The 16,817-nt window shown below is 71.9% G+C and carries 14 protein-coding genes and 1 pseudogene; 7 read left to right on the forward strand and 8 right to left on the reverse strand.

Annotated elements, in window-relative coordinates:
- Positions 1 to 91: 91 nt before the first annotated feature.
- The 3 genes from ACJ9NR_RS10250 (at position 92) to ACJ9NR_RS10260 (ending at position 3,356) form a co-directional block, all read left to right on the forward strand.
- The gene (locus ACJ9NR_RS10250) at positions 92 to 1,048 is read left to right on the forward strand and encodes a hypothetical protein (RefSeq protein ID WP_412487203.1); all 957 of its coding nucleotides are present in this window, start codon (positions 92 to 94) and stop codon (positions 1,046 to 1,048) included.
- A 329-nt stretch (positions 1,049 to 1,377) separates the two neighbouring features.
- On the forward strand, positions 1,378 to 2,442 hold the full coding sequence (locus ACJ9NR_RS10255) for a LacI family DNA-binding transcriptional regulator (RefSeq protein ID WP_412487204.1): 1,065 nt from the start codon (positions 1,378 to 1,380) through the stop codon (positions 2,440 to 2,442).
- On the forward strand, positions 2,439 to 3,356 hold the full coding sequence (locus tag ACJ9NR_RS10260; RefSeq protein ID WP_412487205.1) for a carbohydrate kinase family protein: 918 nt from the start codon (positions 2,439 to 2,441) through the stop codon (positions 3,354 to 3,356). Before ACJ9NR_RS10255 ends, ACJ9NR_RS10260 begins: the two co-directional genes overlap by 4 nt.
- Before the next feature lie 52 nt (positions 3,357 to 3,408).
- On the opposite strand, the gene ACJ9NR_RS10265 is transcribed toward ACJ9NR_RS10260, so the two are convergent.
- Entirely contained in the window at positions 3,409 to 4,272 is an 864-nt protein-coding gene (locus ACJ9NR_RS10265) for a helix-turn-helix domain-containing protein (RefSeq protein ID WP_412487206.1), read from the reverse strand.
- 100 nt (positions 4,273 to 4,372) lie between these two features.
- Here ACJ9NR_RS10265 and ACJ9NR_RS10270 point away from each other — a divergent pair, with 100 nt between their 5' ends.
- Entirely contained in the window at positions 4,373 to 4,930 is a 558-nt protein-coding gene (locus tag ACJ9NR_RS10270) for a YceI family protein (protein WP_412487207.1), read from the forward strand.
- A 63-nt stretch (positions 4,931 to 4,993) separates the two neighbouring features.
- Here ACJ9NR_RS10270 and uvrA read toward each other — a convergent pair whose 3' ends face one another.
- Positions 4,994 to 8,104: an excinuclease ABC subunit UvrA gene (gene uvrA / locus ACJ9NR_RS10275; protein ID WP_412487208.1), complete on the reverse strand. Its 3,111-nt coding sequence runs from the start codon at positions 8,102 to 8,104 to the stop codon at positions 4,994 to 4,996.
- A gap of 223 nt (positions 8,105 to 8,327) precedes the next feature.
- On the opposite strand from uvrA, the gene ACJ9NR_RS10280 reads away from it, so the two are divergent.
- Positions 8,328 to 9,014 (forward strand): maleylpyruvate isomerase family mycothiol-dependent enzyme, encoded by a 687-nt coding sequence (locus tag ACJ9NR_RS10280; protein ID WP_412487209.1) that lies wholly within the window; start codon positions 8,328 to 8,330, stop codon positions 9,012 to 9,014.
- A 56-nt stretch (positions 9,015 to 9,070) separates the two neighbouring features.
- A complete protein-coding gene (locus tag ACJ9NR_RS10285) occupies positions 9,071 to 9,727 on the forward strand; it encodes an MBL fold metallo-hydrolase (RefSeq protein WP_412487210.1) in 657 nt (218 codons plus the stop codon).
- A 440-nt stretch (positions 9,728 to 10,167) separates the two neighbouring features.
- Here the strand turns inward: ACJ9NR_RS10285 and aroQ are convergent, their stop codons facing one another.
- On the reverse strand, positions 10,168 to 10,641 hold the full coding sequence (gene aroQ, locus ACJ9NR_RS10290; RefSeq protein ID WP_412487211.1) for a type II 3-dehydroquinate dehydratase: 474 nt from the start codon (positions 10,639 to 10,641) through the stop codon (positions 10,168 to 10,170).
- Positions 10,642 to 10,741: 100 nt separating this feature from the next.
- Between aroQ and ACJ9NR_RS10295 the strand changes: the two genes are divergently transcribed.
- Complete coding sequence (locus tag ACJ9NR_RS10295; RefSeq protein ID WP_412487212.1) at positions 10,742 to 11,788, forward strand: S66 family peptidase; 1,047 nt, start codon at positions 10,742 to 10,744, stop codon at positions 11,786 to 11,788.
- Between the two features lie 322 nt (positions 11,789 to 12,110).
- Here ACJ9NR_RS10295 and ACJ9NR_RS10300 read toward each other — a convergent pair.
- The 5 genes and pseudogenes from ACJ9NR_RS10300 to ACJ9NR_RS10320 form a co-directional block, all read right to left on the reverse strand.
- Positions 12,111 to 12,227 (reverse strand): annotated as a pseudogene (locus ACJ9NR_RS10300) (ionic transporter y4hA); the annotation flags it as partial.
- Between the two features lie 154 nt (positions 12,228 to 12,381).
- Entirely contained in the window at positions 12,382 to 12,696 is a 315-nt protein-coding gene (locus tag ACJ9NR_RS10305) for a DUF1330 domain-containing protein (protein WP_412487214.1), read from the reverse strand.
- A 126-nt stretch (positions 12,697 to 12,822) separates the two neighbouring features.
- Positions 12,823 to 13,824 (reverse strand): TerC family protein, encoded by a 1,002-nt coding sequence (locus ACJ9NR_RS10310; RefSeq protein ID WP_412487215.1) that lies wholly within the window; start codon positions 13,822 to 13,824, stop codon positions 12,823 to 12,825.
- Positions 13,825 to 14,053: 229 nt separating this feature from the next.
- Positions 14,054 to 16,054, reverse strand: a complete 2,001-nt coding sequence (locus ACJ9NR_RS10315; RefSeq protein ID WP_412487216.1) for a TerD family protein — start codon at positions 16,052 to 16,054, stop codon at positions 14,054 to 14,056.
- A gap of 83 nt (positions 16,055 to 16,137) precedes the next feature.
- Entirely contained in the window at positions 16,138 to 16,716 is a 579-nt protein-coding gene (locus tag ACJ9NR_RS10320) for a TerD family protein (protein WP_412487217.1), read from the reverse strand.
- Between the last annotated feature and the right edge of the window lie 101 nt (positions 16,717 to 16,817).

A 16,817-nucleotide genomic window follows, 5' to 3' on the forward strand; every position in this document is an offset into this window, starting at 1 on the left:
AAGACGCCCCGGCGCCGACGGGGTGGCCCCGAGGGCAAGCGCGAAACCCGGCCCGACCAGCCGTAGTGAGTATTCACAGAAAGGCCCCTGCATGCCGCACGCCACACAGCACGCGGACGTCGCCGCCGTCGCCACCGCGGAACTGGACTCGGCCCTGCGGGGCGGCCCCTTCCACGTGGCGCTGCGTGCCGCGATCGCCGCCCGCGGACTGCCGCTGCAGCGGGTGCAGCACCATCTGTCGCGCCACGGAGTCAAGGTCGGTGTCACCAGCCTGAGTTACTGGCAGCAGGGCGCCCGGCGCCCGCAGCGCCCGGAATCCCTGCGGGCCGTGCGCGCGCTGGAGGAGATACTCCAGCTGCCGGAAGAGTCCCTGATCCGGCTGCTCGCCGAGCCCGACGAGGGCACCTCCACGCGCCGGCCCGCGGGTCGCTCCTACCGCTCCCTGGTGGAGGCGTCGGGCGTCCTGCAGCGGATGCTGGCCGAGCTGGGCTCGCCCCCCGACGGCGGGCTGCACACCCTGGGCCACCACGAGCTGGTGCGGATCGGCCCGCGGCGTGAGCTGGCGGGACGCGAGTCGCACCACATCGTGCGCGCCCACAAGGACGGCGTCGACCGCTTCCTGGCCGTCCACCACGGCGACCAGGGGTGCGTGCCGGAACGCATGGGCGTGCACGCGCTGGAGAACTGCCGTGCGGGACGCGTACGCGTGCACCAGGACACCGGCGTGCTCGTGGCCGAGCTCCTCTTCGACACCCGGCTGCGGGCCGGCGACACCTTCCTCTTCCGCTACGGCATCGAGGACGGCACCGCCGGGGTCTGCCGCGAGTACGTCCGCGGCTTCGGGCCGGCCGGCGGGCAGTACGCGCTCCAGGTGCGCTTCGACGCGAGAGCCCTGCCGGCCCGCTGCCACCGTTTCGCCCAGCACTCACCGGCCGCTCCGCGCAGCGGCCGCCAGGAACTGCGCCTGAGCGACCCGCATCACTCGGTCCACCTGGTCGAGCCCCGGGTGCGCACGGGGATCGTGGGGATCGGGTGGGACTGGGAGTGAGCCGGGTGGGACCGGCAGCGACCGGGGTGCGTCCCGGCTGAGGCGCGACGGGTTCCGCCCCGGCCGAGCCGTCCGAGGAGCGCCCGAGGCATCCGAGCCGTCCGAGGAGCGCCCGAGGCATCCGAGCCGTCCGAGGAGCGCCCGAGGCGTCCGAGCCGTTCGAGGAGTGACTGATCCGGGGCCCGGACGCAAGCTGGTTCCGACGCCGGGCGTAAACGTTTGCGCAAGCGTTTACGCCCGGCCCGGAATGGGATACCGTCCCCCGGAAGGACACACGCGCCGCCGCCGGCGACCACCGGACGCGGCCCGGGAAGGCGAAGGGGAACGCGATGGCCACGATGACCGACGTCGCCCGGAGCGCGGGCGTCTCCGTCGCGACCGTCTCGCACGTTCTCAACGACACCCGCCCCGTGCTGCCCCACACCCGCCAGGCGGTCCTGGACGCCGTCGACCGGCTCGGCTACACCCCGAACACCCTGGCCCGCTCCCTGGTGACGTCCCGCACCCGCTCCATCGGGCTCGCGGTGTCGGCGATCAGCAACCCCTACTTCACCGAGATCCTCCAGGGCGTCGAGGCGGCCGCCGTGGAACAGGGCTACAGCCTGCTCATCGCCGATCCGCACGACGACCCGGAGCACGAGCGCAAGGTCGTCCAGCTGCTGCACGAGCGCCGGGTGGACGGCATGATCGTCGCCCCCTCCGCGAACCCGCGGGAGCTCCTCGCCTACCTCGGCCGGCACGAGGTTCCTGCGGTCTTCCTCGACCGGCTCGTCCCTACCCCGGCCGACGGTGCCCAGGCCGACGGCTCACCGCGTCACGACCAGGTCTGCGCGGAGAGCGCCGAGCCGACCGCCCGGCTCGTCTCGCATCTCGCCGGGCTGGGCCACCGCCGGATCGCCCTGGTCGCCGGCCTGCCCGGGCTCAGCACCACCCGCGAACGCGTCGCCGGGTACCGCCGCGGCCTGGCGGGCGCCGGGCTCCCCTACGACGAGCGACTCGTGGTGCACGGCGACTCCGAGTCCGCCGGCGCCGAACGGGCCACCGCCGAGCTCCTCTCGCTCGCCGCCCGGCCCACGGCGCTCGTCACCGCCAACAACACGATGACGCTCGGCTCCCTGCGGACCCTGCGGGAGCGGGGGTTGTCCGTGCCGGGCGACCTCGCGCTGTGCTGCTTCGACGACTTCCCCTGGGGGGACCTGTTCTCGCCCCGGCTCACCGCCGTCTCCCAGCCCAGCAAGGAGATCGGCGCTCGGGCGGTACGGGTCCTGCTGGAACGCCTCGCCTCCCCCGACCGACCCGCCCGCACCGTGCGGCTCCCCTGCACCTTCGTCCACCGCACCTCGTGCGGCTGCCCCGAGCCGCCCGCGCAGTCCCGGAAAGGAACCGCCCCGTGATCGTCGTCGCCGGTGAGGCCCTGATCGACCTGGTACCGCGGGGCCCGGGTGCCCTCGCCGACCTGCGGCCCGCCCTCGGCGGCGGCCCGTACAACACGGCCGTGGCCCTCGGCCGCCTCGGCTCGCCGACCGCCTTCTGCTCGCGCGCCTCCGAGGACGCCTTCGGCGAGGCCCTGCTCGACGGGCTGCGGCGGGCCGGGGTGGACGTCTCGGGCGTCCAGCGCGGCCAGGAGCCGACCACGCTCGCCGTCGCCACGATCGGCGCCGGGGGCTCGGCGGCGTACTCGTTCTACGTCGACGGCACCGCCGACCGCCTCTTCACGGCACCCGCCGCGCTGCCCGCCGGAACACGCGCGGTGTCCTTCGGGACCTGCTCGCTGGTGCTGGAGCCGGGGGCGAGCGCGTACGAGGATCTGCTGCGGACGGCGGCCGCGCAGGGCCTGTTCACGGCCCTGGACCCCAACATCCGGTCCGGACTGATCCCGGACGCGGACGCCTACCGGGCCCGCTTCAAGAGCTGGCTGCCGTCGGTGTCCCTGCTCAAACTGTCCGAGGAGGACGCCCTCTGGCTGGGCGGCAACCCGAAGGAGTGGCTGGCCTCCGGGCCCTCGGCCGTCGTGATCACGCACGGCGGCGACGGGCTGACCGCCTTCACCCGTGACGGCGGCGTGCACACCGCGCCCGGTGAGCCGGTCGAGGTCGTGGACACCATCGGCGCCGGGGACACGGTGAACGCGGCGCTGCTGCACGGCCTCGCCACGCGGGACGCCCTGTCCCCGGCGGCGCTCGACGCACTGGGCCCGGCCGGGTGGAGCGAACTGCTGCGGTTCGCGGCCCGGGCGGCGGCCATCACCTGCTCGCGCGCGGGGGCGGAGCCGCCGTACGCCCATGAGCTGACGGACGTACGTCCCTGACCGGGTTGTTCCGCGGTACGGTGCCTGCCCTGCCGTGCCCGGTGGACGGTGCTCAGCCCGCCCTGCCGACGGCCCGCAGGGCGCCGGGGCGGCGGCCGTCGAGGCGGTCCAGGGCGGCGGCGGTGGCGCCGTCGGCGGGCAGGTGCACCACCATGTGCTGGCCGTCGTCCGGCAGCGCGAGCGTCTCGTACAGCAGCCGCAGCGGCCCGGCCTCCGGGTGCTCGACCCGCTGGGACCCGACACTGCGCGGCGCCACGGTCAGGGCCTCGTACCGGTCGGCGAACTCCGCTCCGGCGGTCACCATGAGTTCCTCGGCCAGCTCGGCGAGGTGGGGGTCGCGCAGGGGTACGGCGTGCCGGAGCCGGGCGACCAGCTCGTCGGCGACGCCGCTCCAGTCGGGGTAGGCGGTGCGGGCGCGCGGATCGGTGAACAGGTGACGGAGCAGATTGGGCCGCTCCGCGTCCAGCAGGCCGATCGGGCCGAACAGCCGGGCGTAGCCGTCGGTGCGGGCGATGACGTCGCCGACCCGGTTGACCACCGCGGCGGGGGCGGGCTCGAGGCGGTCGAGGACGGCCCGCACGGTCGGGCGTGCCGCACTGCTGAGCGGCGGGGCGGCCGGGCAGAGCAGCGGGTCACCGCCCTCGGCCTCCTTGGTGACGCGGCGCAGCAGGAGACGGTCCCTGAGCGAGAGGTTCAGCGCGTCGGCGAGCGCGCCGAGCACCTGCGCGGAGGGGTTGCGGTCCCGGCCCTGCTCCAGGCGCGTGAGGTACTCGACGCTGACGCCGGCGAGCGTGGCCAGCTCGGCACGGCGCAGGCCCGGGGTGCGCCGGCGGGGGCCGGCGGGCAGCCCCACCTCGGCCGGGGTGACGGCCTCGCGCCAGGTACGCAGAAAGGTGCCCAACTCGTTGTGGCTCACAGCTCGAACGTACCAACGGCGGCGCGACGGAGGGTGGCCCTGCCGCTACCACGATCGGGCCGGTCTCCCTCCCCGGGTGCGAGCGCCGCAGGGTGAGGGCATGACGAACGACACCGACACCGACACCGCCGCCCTGCCGATCGCCTCGGGGAACTGGGCCCTGGATCCGCTGCACTCCGCCGTGAACTTCACCATCCGCCATCTCGGCATCGCCAAGGTGCGCGGGCGATTCGCCGCGGTGCGGGCCGAGCTGTACGTCGGCGATACCGCCGAGGACGTCCGGGTGTCCGCCGCCGTCGAGCTGGCCTCCATCGACACCGGGAACCCCGACCGGGACGCTCATGTGCGCTCGTCCGACCTGCTGGACGTGGAGAAGCGCCCGACGATGACGTACCGCTCGACCCGGGTGCGGGGCGGGGGCGGGGACTGGACGATGGAAGGCGAGCTGACCATCGGCGACGTGACCCGGCCGGTGACTCTGGCCGTCGAGTTCGGCGGGCTGGTCGACGTGCCGATGGACGGCAGCCGGCACGCCGGGTTCGAGGCGACGGGGGAGATCCGGCGCAGCGACTTCGGGCTCGGCTTCGCGCCCGGGATGCTCGGGGACGTGGTGAAGATCCAGCTCGACATGCAGTTCGTCGAGCCGAAGGGTGCCTGACGGGGAGACGACGACACCGCGTGCTGCACGGGAGGGTCCCGTGCGGCACGCGGTGTCTTGCGGTCAGGCCCTGGCCGGCCTGGTCGTCTTCTTCGCGGCCGCTTCGGTGACGGTCTTCTCGGCCGCGGTCTTCTTGGCCGCCGTCTTCCTGGCCGCCGTCTTCTTGGCCGCGGTCTTCTTCGCGGCCGTGCTGCCGGCAGCCGTCCTGCCCGTGACCGGCTTGTTCGTGACCGTCTTGTTCGTGACCGTCTTGTTCGCAGCCGTCCTGGTGGCCGCGACGGTCTTGGCCGCCTTCTTCCGCGGGGGCTTCACCAGGCTGGCGTCACTGAGCTTCCGCGGGTCCAGGATCTCCCGCAGGAACTTTCCGGTGTGACTCGCCGGGACCCCGGCGACCTCCTCGGGCGTGCCCTCGGCGACGACGAGTCCGCCGCCCGCGCCGCCCTCCGGGCCCATGTCGACGACCCAGTCGGCGGTCTTGATCACGTCGAGGTTGTGCTCGATGACGATGACCGTGTTGCCCTTGTCGACCAGGCCGGACAGCACCTTCAGCAGCTTGCTGATGTCCTCGAAGTGCAGACCGGTGGTCGGCTCGTCCAGGACGTAGACGGTCCGCCCTGTGGAGCGCTTCTGCAGCTCGCTGGCGAGCTTCACGCGCTGGGCCTCACCGCCGGAGAGGGTGGTCGCGGCCTGGCCGAGCCTGACGTAGCCGAGACCGACGTCGTTCAGCGTCCGGAGGTGGCGGTTGATCGCCGGGACGGCCTCGAAGAAGTCCATGGCCTCCTCGATCGGCATGTTCAGGACCTCGGAGATGGACTTGCCCTTGTAGTGGACCTCCAGGGTCTCCCGGTTGTACCGGGCGCCGTGGCAGACCTCGCACGGGACGTAGACGTCCGGGAGGAAGTTCATCTCGATCTTGATCGTGCCGTCGCCCGCGCAGTTCTCGCAGCGGCCGCCCTTGACGTTGAAGGAGAACCGGCCGGGCTGGTAGCCGCGGACCTTCGCCTCCGTGGTCTCCGCGAACAGCTTGCGGATGTGGTCGAAGACGCCGGTGTACGTCGCCGGGTTGGAGCGCGGGGTGCGCCCGATCGGCGACTGGTCGACGTGCACGACCTTGTCCACGAGGTCGTCGCCGTCCACGCGCGTGTGGCGTCCGGGGACGTTGCGGGCGCCGTTGAGCTCGCGCGCCAGGTGCGTGTACAGGATGTCGTTGACCAGCGTGGACTTGCCGGAGCCCGACACGCCCGTGACCGCGGTGAACACGCCCAGCGGGAAGGAGACGTCGATGTCCTGGAGGTTGTTCTCGCGCGCGCCGTGCACCGTGAGCAGACGGGAGGGGTCCTGCGGGCGCCGGACGTCGGGCAGCGGGATCGCCTTCTTGCCGGCCAGGTACTGGCCCGTCTGCGACTCGGTGTTGGCGAGCAGCTCCTTCAGGGAGCCGCTGTGCACGACCTTGCCGCCGTGCTCACCGGCGCCGGGGCCGATGTCGACGATCCAGTCGGCGACCTTGATGGTGTCCTCGTCGTGCTCGACGACGATGAGCGTGTTGCCCATGTCGCGCAGCCGGACCAGGGTTTCGATCAGCCGGTGGTTGTCGCGCTGGTGCAGGCCGATGGACGGCTCGTCCAGGACGTAGAGCACGCCGACGAGGCCGGAGCCGATCTGGGTGGCCAGCCGGATGCGCTGGGCCTCGCCGCCGGAGAGGGTGCCCGCCGCGCGGTTGAGCGAGAGGTAGTCCAGGCCGACGTCGACCAGGAACCGCAGCCGCTCGTTGACCTCCTTCAGCACGCGCTCGGCGATCTTCTTGTCGCGGGCGCTCAGCTTCAGCTCGCCCAGGAAGTCCGCGCAGTCGCTGATGGACATCGCGGAGACCTCGGCGATCGACTTCCCCATGACCGTGACCGCGAGGACGATCGGCTTCAGGCGCGTGCCCTCACAGGTGGGGCAGGGCACCTCGCGCATGTAGCCCTCGAAGCGCTCGCGGCTGGCGTCGCTCTCCGCCTCGCTGTGCCGGCGCTTGACGAAGGGGACGGCGCCCTCGAAGGGCGTGGTGTACACGCGCTCGCGCCCGTACCGGTTGCGGTAGCGGACCTCGATCTGCGTCTTGTGGCCGTGGAGCAGCGCCTTCCTGGCACGCTGCGGCAGGCCGGCGAAGGGGATGTCCGTCCGGAAGCCGAGTGCGTCCGCGAGGGCGCCGATCAGGCGGCCGAAGTAGTCCTTGGTGTGCCCGTGCGACCAGGGGTGGATGGCGCCCTCGTCGAGGGACTTGTCCTCGTCCGGGACGATCAGCTCCGGGTCGACCTCCATGCGCGTGCCGATGCCGGTGCAGTCGGGGCAGGCACCGAAGGGCGAGTTGAAGGAGAAGGAGCGGGGCTCCAGCTCCTCGAAGGACAGGTCGTCGTACGGGCAGTACAGGTGCTCGGAGTACATCCGCTCGCGCTCGGGGTCGTCCTCGGGGAGGTCGACGAAGTCGAGCACGACCATGCCGCCGGACAGACCGAGCGCGGTCTCCACGGAGTCGGTGAGGCGCCGCTTGGCGGAGCCCTTCACCGTGAGGCGGTCGACGACCACCTCGATGGTGTGCTTCTCCTGCTTCTTCAGCGTGGGCGGGCTGGAGAGCTGGATCGTCTCGCCGTCCACCCGCGCGCGGGAGTAACCCTTGGTCTGCAGGTCGGAGAAGAGGTCGACGAACTCGCCCTTGCGCTCGCGCACCAGCGGCGACAGCACCTGGAAGCGGCTCCCCTCCGGCAGCTCCAGGACCTTGTCGACGATGGCCTGCGGCGACTGGCGCGAGATCGGGCGGCCGCACTGGGGGCAGTGCGGTTTGCCGATGCGCGCGAAGAGCAGACGCAGGTAGTCGTAGACCTCGGTGATGGTGCCGACCGTCGAGCGCGGGTTGCGCGAGGTCGACTTCTGGTCGATGGAGACGGCCGGGGACAGACCCTCGATGAAGTCGACGTCCGGCTTGTCCATCTGGCCGAGGAACTGGCGGGCGTACGAGGAGAGCGACTCCACGTAGCGCCGCTGCCCCTCGGCGAAGATGGTGTCGAAGGCCAGCGAGGACTTGCCCGACCCCGACAGGCCCGTGAAGACGATGAGCGAGTCGCGCGGCAGGTCGAGCGAGACATTCTTGAGGTTGTGCTCGCGCGCGCCACGGACGATGAGACGGTCGGCCACGCCGGTCCGCACCTTTCTTGAGAGAAGTGACAGGGGCGAGGCCCCCGTGCTTCTTCAGACTAGGGGGAGCCACTGACAACGCCGGTCGGATTCCGGGATGCATAACAATCCCCGGCCATCCAGCATGCCCGGCGTCGCTTCCGACCCTATAGCACGCGCATTCGATTTACGGCGCTCCTTCACCGCCTTCACCCAAAGGTGTGGCGGGGCTAGGGTCAGCACCATGATTGATCACGGTCATGACCTGGCGTCTGTACGCGACGCGACCGACCGGCTGCTCACCGCGGCCGCCCGACTGGACAACGCGGCGGTGGCCGAGCCGTCACGGCTCCCCGGCTGGACCCGCGGCCATGTCCTCGCCCATCTCGCCCGCAACGCGGACGCTCTGGTGAACGTCCTCGAAGGCCGTCCCATGTACGTCTCCGGTGAGGCCCGCGACGCCGACATCGAGCGGGGTGCCCCGCGCCCTCTCGACGCCCAGCTCGCCGACGTGCGCGACAGCGCGGCGCGCTTCCAGGAGACGGCGGCCGCGCCCGCGGACCCGTCGCGCACGGTGGAGCTGCGCAACGGCGTCACCGACTCGGCCTCCCGGGTGCCGTTCAGGCGCTGGGGCGAGGTGGAACTGCACCACGTGGACCTCGGCATCGGCTACGAGCTGGAGGATGTGCCGGCGGAGTTCGCCGAGCGGGAGATCGACTTCCTCGCCCGGCGCTTCTCGGGCCGTCCCGACGTGCCTCCCACACGGCTGACGGACGGCACGCACGCGTGGCGGACGGGTCGCGAGGCGGCGGAGCCGGAGGTCACCGTGACGGGCCCGGCACCCGGGCTGCTCGGCTGGCTCGCCGGCCGCCGCGACGGCTCCGGGCTCGCCGTGCGGGGCGGCTCGCTTCCGGTGCTTCCCCCGTTGTGAGCCCGCGGCCCGTGGCCGGGGACGCGGGCGCACTCCCCGGCTATAGGCTGACCGCCATGACGTACAGCGGACAGGTGACGGTCGGCGGCCCGGCGGACGTGCACGAGCTGAAGGACCTGATGATCACCAAGATCGCGGTCGGCCCGATGGACAACAACGCCTATCTGCTGCGCTGCCGGGCCACCGACGAGCAGTTGCTGATCGACGCGGCGAACGACGCGGACACGCTGCTCGGCATGATCGGTGACGACGGCATCGCCTCCGTCGTCACCACCCACCAGCACGGCGACCACTGGCAGGCGCTCGCCCAGGTCGTCTCCGCCACCGGCGCCCGCACCTACGCGGGCCGGGAGGACGCCACCGGCATCCCGGTGCCGACCGACGTCCTCGTCGACGACGGCGACACCATCAGGGTGGGGCACGTGGAGCTCACCGCGCGCCATCTGGTCGGGCACACACCGGGCTCGATCGCCCTCGTCTACGACGACCCGCACGGCCATCCCCACGTGTTCACGGGTGACTGCCTCTTCCCGGGCGGCATCGGCAACACCCACAAGGACCCGAAGGCGTTCGCCAGTCTCCTCCACGACGTGGAGACGAAGATCTTCGGGGAGCTCCCCGACGAGACCTGGGTCTACCCGGGCCACGGCAACGACACGACCCTCGGCGAGGAGCGGCCCCACCTGCCGGAGTGGCACGCGCGCGGGTGGTAGGAACGCCGGAGCGCACACAGGGGCGGTCGGCTTCCGTCGCCTGCCGCCCCTGTACGCCTCGGCCCGCTTGCCGCCTCGAGAGGACGGGCCGCCGACCCATGGGAGTCATGCCCTACAGCGCACCGAGCGGCGGAAGCGTCACATCCAGCGGCGCGGACGCCGGGCCGTGGAGATCGCCCCGGTGCCCACAAGGATCACCCGCACCCCCCGTGTGAACCGTTCACACGCGCCGGAGCCCTGTGCACGCTCCCGGCGCACCTCGCGGAGCAGTCAACTGGAGGCAGCCCCGCACAGGATGACGGCTCCTGCGCGGTACGGGCCGCCGGTCTTTCCATCCCCGCCCTCGGCCGGCGGCCCCGGCGTCGTGGAAGGAAGACCCTCGCCGCGCCAGGGGTGCCCGCCGGGAGACCGGTAAGGGGCGCTCGCCAGGACGGCGGGACTTACGCCTGCGCCTGTGCCGCCCCCGCCAGGGCCGCGACGCGCTCCACGCCGAACACGTACCCCTGCACCCCGCACCCGGCGATGACACCGTCCGCGCGCAGCGAGACGTAGGAGTGGTGCCGGAAGGACTCACGCTGGTGGATGTTGGAGATGTGCACCTCCACCACCGGCATTCCCTCGCAGGTGTTGAGCGCGTCCAGGATGGCGACCGACGTGTGGGAGTAGGCGCCGGGGTTGATCACGATCCCGCAGTGGCTCAGCCGTGCCTCGTGGATCCAGTCGATCAGCTGCCCCTCGTGGTTGGACTGCCGGAAGTCCACCGTGCCGCCGTGCGCCGCCGCCGCCTTGGCGCACAGCGCCTCGACGTCGGCGAGGGTGTCCCTGCCGTAGATCTCCGGCTGGCGCCGACCGAGCAGGTTCAGGTTGGGCCCGTTGAGGATCATGATCGGGGCGTTGGCCAGGGTGCGGGGCACGGTTCCTCCGGTCCGGTGGTCTCGGCGATCCGTCGGGACCGCTGCTCGGACCCGGTTTATCACGGTGCGTGCGCGGCGCCACGGCCCGTACCCTCCCGGCATGACGACGATCTCGTACCCTCCCAAGCCCTCGCCCGGTGACCGCGTGGCCGTGATCTCGCCCTCCGCCGGCCTGCCGGGGCTCTTCCCGCGTCCGTACGAACTCGGCCTGGACCGGCTGCGCGAGGAGTACGGGCTCGAACCGGTGGAGTACCCGGCGACCCGCAGGATGGGCTCGACACCGCAGCAGCGGGCCGACGACATCCACGCCGCGTTCGCCGACCCGGACGTGAGGGCCGTCGTCGCGTCGATCGGAGGCGAGGACCAGATCACTGTTCTGCCCCTGCTGGACCGGGAGTTGATCCGGGCCGACCCGAAGCCGTTCTTCGGCATGAGCGACAACACCAACCTTCTCCTGTACCTGCGCAACGCGGGGATCGTCGGCTACCACGGCGCGACGGTGATGTGCGAGCTCGGCCGCCCCGGCGCCATGCACCCGCGGACCGCCGACTCCCTGCGCGCCGCGCTGTTCACCTCGGGCCCGTACGAACTGCGGCCCGCCGAGCGCTGGAACGACGTCAACGGCGACTGGGCGGATCCCGCGACCTTCGAGCGGGAACCCGCCTCCCGGCCGGGCGAGGGCTGGACCTGGGTGAACGCCGACCGGGCGGTCGAGGGCCGCAGTTGGGGCGGCAATCTGGAGATCCTGGGCTGGCTGCTGATGGCCGACCGGGAGATCTCCCACGACCTGACCGCGTACGACGGCGGCGTGCTGTTCCTGGAGACCTCGGAGGAACTGCCGAGCGCCGACGAGGTGTTCCGCACCCTCCGCAACATGGGCGAGCGCGGCCTGCTCCAGCGCTTCTCCGCCCTGCTGATGGGCCGCGCGCGGACCTGGTCCTTCCAGCGCCCCAACACCCCGGAGGAAGGGGCCCGTTACGCCGCCGCCCAGCGCGAGGCCGTCCTGCGGGCCATGCGGACGTACGCCCCCGAGACCATGATCGTCTTCGATGTCGACCTCGGACACACCGACCCGCAGCTCGTCATCCCCTACGGCGGCTTCGTCCGCGTCGACGGACCCGCCCGGCGCGTCACCGTCACGTATTGACGAGCCACGGTCGTGGCCGTACGCCCCCGCAACCGCGATCAGGGCGACGGCACCGGCCGGGCACGGCGGCCGGGTCCCCCGGGGTGTCGGCGCCTCTTGGACGGGGACCGCCCTGCCGGCTGCTGAGCCCGGGCTGCTTCGCGCTGCCGCCCGCGACACGGCCGGCGCCCGCGATCGCCCCCGGAGACGGTGGCGGAGGCGGAGGCGGAGTGACAGGGGGTGTCATGGAGCCGCCGGAGCAGCCGCGGAGCGACGAGTACGGTCACGGATGCGCGAAGACGGCCATGGACAGGCGCGGACGGTCACAGACGGGCGAGCGCGGTCATGGATCGATCGCCAGCTCCAGGTGGGCCGCGAGCAGCACGAGATGCACTCCGCCCTGCAGCGGTGTGGCCCGGCCCGGCACCATGGTCAGGGAGGCCACAACCACGGTCAGCGCGGAGCGATCGTCGCAGAGGCGCCCGGGCGCCGCACTCCGGCCGTCCGGGCCAGGGCCTCGACCATGATCTCGGCCAGGACAGCGGTCATGACCTCGGCCACGACCTCGGCCACGAAAGGCCCGGACTTCGACCGTCGCGCGGGGCCCGTCAGTCTCACTTGAACTCGGTCACGTCGAGTGCGTCGCAGTCCGTGAAGGACGGCGGCCTGGTGCACAGCGCGGCCATGCGTTCGGCCATCTTCGTCGTTTCCGGGTCGTTGCTGTTGCGCATGGCCTCCTCGTAGGAGTCGAATTCGACGACGACGAGATAGCGGCCCGGTGTGTTGCGGTCCCGCAGCACGAGGCGGTGCGTCGGACCGCCGCTACGGCCGGCGAACTTCTCGTCCATCTCCTCGGACAGATTGCGCATCTCGTCGATGCGGTCGGTTTCGAAGTCCACGATCTGCACGAACTTCATCGGTGTGTCCACGGTGCCTCCCCCGGCCGGGGCGCTCCCGGGGCGGAAGCGCCTTTCACCCAACGAAGCACCGGGAGCGGTCTTCGGCAATTCGGAGCGCCCCGCTCCCGGTGGTGGTTGTCTCTACGCCGGTCGTGGTCAGGCCCGGATGCTGTCCTTCGCAGCGCCTTCGCTCTCCGCCCGCGCCGTCCCGTCCGCCGCCTGCCTCCTGGACGCCCGCAGGCTGGTGATCGTGGTGACGATCAGGACGGAGCAGATGACACCGAGGGAGACCGGTATGGAGATCTCGGGTACGTGCACCCCGGACTCGTGCAGTGCGTGCAGCACCAGCTTCACGCCGATGAAGCCGAGGATGATCGACAGGCCGTAGCTGAGGTGGACCAGCTTCTTCAGCAGACCGCCGATGAGGAAGTACAGCTGCCGCAGCCCCATCAGCGCGAAGGCGTTGGCGGTGAAGACGATGTACGGGTCCTGGGTCAGGCCGAAGATCGCGGGGATCGAGTCGAGCGCGAAGAGCACGTCGGTGGTGCCGATCGCCAGCATCACGACCAGCATCGGGGTCATGACCCGCTTGCCGTTCTGCTGGATCCACAGCTTGGTGCCGTGGTAGCGGTCGGCCACGCCGAACCTGCGCTCGGCGGCCCTGAGCAGCTTGTTCTCCTCGAACTCCTCGTCCTCCTGATCGGTTCGGGCCTCCTGAATGAGCTTCCAGGCGGTCCAGATCAGGAAGGCGCCGAAGAGGTAGAACACCCACGAGAAGCTCGCGAGGATCGCGGCACCCGCGGCGATGAAGACCGCCCGCAGCACCAGGGCTATGAGAACGCCCACGAGCAGGACCCGCTGCTGGTACTGGGAGGGGACCGCGAACTTCGCCATGATCAGGACGAAGACGAAGAGGTTGTCGACGCTCAGCGACTTCTCGGTGATGAAGCCGGCGAAGAACTCGCCGCCTGCCTGGCCGCCGCCGAAGACGAGCAGGCCGAGGCCGAAGAGCCCGGCGAGGGTGATCCAGACAACGGTCCAGATCCCGGCTTCCTTGATGGACACCTCGTGCGGCTTGCGGCCGATGAAGAAGTCGGCCGCGATCAGGGCGGCAAGGCCCACGACGGTCAGGACCCACAGGGTCGCGGAAACATCCACTGCGCCTCCGGCGGTATGTAACGGCAAATGTCAGCGTCGTCGCTACCGGAGGTCTCTTCCACCCAGGCACGGGGCCTGGGCCGACGCCCCGGGATCCGGCTGATCCGTACTGACGGGTGCGCCGCAGTAGACAGGGAGTACTCCCCTCCGTGAGGAAAACAGTACCCAATCCCCAAGAGATAGTAAAGTGATTGGCAAAAGAAAGACCAAATAAGCAGGTCAAAGGGGATTACGCGGGCTTGGTGCGAGCGACCGCGACCCGGGTGAGCACCTGCTGGAGCACCTGGCTGCCCGGCGGTACGAGAGGCGGCTCGTAGGTCCACGCGTGACCGACCCAGGGGTCGGCGAGGTGGTCGTCGGGCACCGGGGTCAGTCGCAGCAGCGAACGCCACAGCGGGTCGAGCAAAGGCCCGTAACCGGCCGCCTCCTCCCGGTCCGCGACCATCATCAGGTGGACTCCGACGGCCGGGCCCTCGTCGGCGAGATAGCGCAACCGGGTCACGGCGCGGTCGTCGAAGCCGTGCGGGAAGTCGTTGACGATCAGGAGTTGCTCGGCGGTGTCGAGTCCGGGCGGCAACGCGTCGGCCGCACCGCCGCGTACCGCCATCTGCACCAGGTCGACCCGCCGGGTGAGCCGGGTCAGGACGTCCGTCACCCCCGCCGCGCCCGGCACGGGCGGCGACGCCAGCACGCCGGTCCGCACCAGCGGCGCGAGTGCCTGGGCCCCGGAGCCGGCCGGGTCGACGACGTGCACGGCGAACTCGCCCGCCGGATAGACCGCGAGCAGCCGGGCCGCCAGCGCCACGGCGGTCTCCATCGCGAGGTGCCGCAGCGCGTGGCTGTCCGTGGCCCCGTCGTGCGGACGGGCGGTGCGTCCGCTGTCGATCCACAGACCGCGCTCGAGCGGCAGGCGGACCAGCATCGGGATACGCAGCAGTTCGCTCTCGGGCAGCCGGAGGTCGCCCAGGCGCAGGGCCATGGGGATCTCCATCGGCACCCGGTAGCCCTGCCAGACGGGGTTGTCCCAGCGTGCGTACGCGGGCGGCAGCGCGGGCTCGACGACCTCCGACTCGGCGGTGAGCTGGGCGAGGTCCCTGTCGAGCGCCTGCCTGGCCTGGCCGACCAGCAGCGCGTGCCGGGCGCGGGCCGCCTCGCGGGCGGCGTCGCCCTGCCCCCCGATCCTGCTGCGCGGGTCGGACAGGACCTGGTCCAGCTCCTTCTCCATGCGCGACTCGGCGAAGTCGACGGCGCTGCGGTACGCGGCCGTGGTGCGCGCCAGGTCCTCGAACATGCCCCAGACCTGGTTGTACAGCCGCTCGTCCATGGACCAGCCGGTCGCGTCGCCCGCGACGGGCTGTGCGGGCTGCCCGGGCAGGACCGGGGGCGCGGTGGGCGCGGGCGGTGGCGGGGCGGGGGTCTGCCGGGCGGGGTGGCTGTAGTCGACCGGCCCACCGGCGGTGGGCGTGGCCGGCCGGGTGACCGCTGAGGGATCGACCGGTCCGGTGGGATGATCCGGCCGGGCGTCCTGCGGACCGTACGCGGACGCGGCCTGCGAGCCGGGTCCGGAGGTGCCCTGGCATGCGGGGGCGCCCTGGTCGGGGCCGAGCGCCGGTGCGGCGGTCTGACGTGTGCGGTCGCCGTCCGCCGTCCGCCGCGAAGGCGCGGGGACCGAGCGCGCCAGGCTCCGGGCCACGGCTTCGTCGATGGTGCCCGCGAGCCGGTGGGCCTCGGGCAGGCCCTGGTCGGTGAGCAGTTCGGCGAGGCCACCGGCGTACCCCTGTCCCACGGCGCGCACCTTCCAGCCACCCTGGCGGCGGTAGAGCTCCAGCGCGACGACGGCCGACTCGGCGTCCAGGCCGGTGATCGTGTAGCTGGCCACCTCGGCGCCGTCGAGGCCGGTGACCGCCACGAAGGGGGCCGCCACCGCGCCGAAGCGGGCCGGACAGCCGGCGGCCGCGGGCAGGGCGAGCAGCACGTTGACGCGGTGCACGGCCTCCGGCATGGCGTCCAGGTCCACCGCGAGACGGTGATCGGCGGCCGGCTGCCTGGAGACCTCGAGCCCCGGCAGGGTGGGCGCGCCCGGGTGGGCCACCCATTCGGCGCCGCGCGCCCTGCCGTCCGCGTCACTGAGCGTGGCCGAGGCCACGATCGGTGTGCCGGCCGAGACCCGGATCTCGAGACGGACCTGGGAGAGCGGGTGGTTCTGCCCCCGCACCAGCTCGGCCGTCATCGCCTCGTCCCCCCCTGTGCGGCTGATGTGTCGTGTGGTGTGCGCCAGGGCCCGGCCCGGGGACGCGCCCTGGCGGGGCGGGACTACAGGTGCGGCAGGATCGCCGGCATCAGGTCCTGGAAGGTGCGGCCGTTGGCCGGTGTACCGAGGGCCGTCATCGTCCAGCCGGAGCCCGAGCGGTGTACCTTGGCCATGATCTGGGCGGTGTAGGCGCCGCCGCCCGCCAGCGTGTAGCGGGCCAGTTCCTGGCCGTTGGTCTCGTCGACCAGGCGGCAGAACGCGTTCTGCACCTCCTGGAACGTCTGGCCCGTGAAGGAGTTCACGGTGAAGACGATCTGGTCGATGTGGACCGGGACCCGCGCGAGGTCGACGAGGATCGCCTCGTCGTCGCCGCCCTGGCCGGCACCGCCGACGAGGTTGTCACCGGTGTGGCGCACGGAGCCGTCGTCGCTCACCAGGTGGCGGAAGAAGACGACGTCGACCGGCTGCTTGTCCGCGAACAGCACGGCGGAGGCGTCCAGGTCGATCTCCCGGGTGCGCGAGCCGAACAGGCCGCGCCGGGGAGCAGCCTGCCAGCCGAGACCCATGCGCACCGCGCTCAGGCTGCCCCCGTCGTTCTTCTGGAGACTGATGGCCTGACCCTTTGTCATGTTGACGGTCACGCGGTGATTCCCCTCTCGAGCTGTCCCCTGTTGCCGCGATGTCCGCGGTTGACCAGAACCCTACGCAGGGCCACCGAAAGTGACGAACCCCGACCCGTGCT

It is taken from the genome of Streptomyces sediminimaris, assembly GCF_047049295.1.
Lineage (GTDB): Bacteria > Actinomycetota > Actinomycetes > Streptomycetales > Streptomycetaceae > Streptomyces > Streptomyces sediminimaris.